Source organism: Helicobacter sp. T3_23-1056 (genome assembly GCF_053654535.1).
Map to the genome: position 1 here is coordinate 1 of NZ_JBSIUU010000108.1, position 403 is coordinate 403.

Genomic DNA, 403 nt, shown 5'->3' on the forward strand with positions numbered 1-403 from the left:
GTTGTTATATTTGTTAGCGTTGGTAGTGCTAACTCTATTTAGGATATTATCACTGCTTTGTGAGTTAAATCCTAAATACTGCACATTAGCGATAATGCCTGTGTAGATTTTAGTGGTATTTGGTAAAGATGAATTTAGCGGATTTGATGAGTTTGGATTTGATGAGTTTGAAGCAAATGAATTAGAGTGTGGATTGTTTGAGGCATTAGAATCTAATGAGACATTATTTGAGGGATTTAGAGAATCATTAGCGTTAAAATGCAGTGTGTTTGAATGTGTGCTTGAATGTATGTTTGATTTGCTAGAATCTAGTTTGCTAAGCGCATTTGGTGTTTTAGCTTTAGAGTGGGCAGAATCTAGCTCATTTGCTAATGCGTTGTTGTTTGGATATGGATTTGTGATG

General features: G+C 34.7%; 1 protein-coding gene. It reads right to left on the minus strand.

What is annotated here, in order from left to right; genetic code table 11:
- Positions 1-403 (minus strand): hypothetical protein (locus tag ACWIUO_RS13920; RefSeq protein ID WP_454178479.1); only part of this gene is annotated, 403 nt, incomplete at both ends.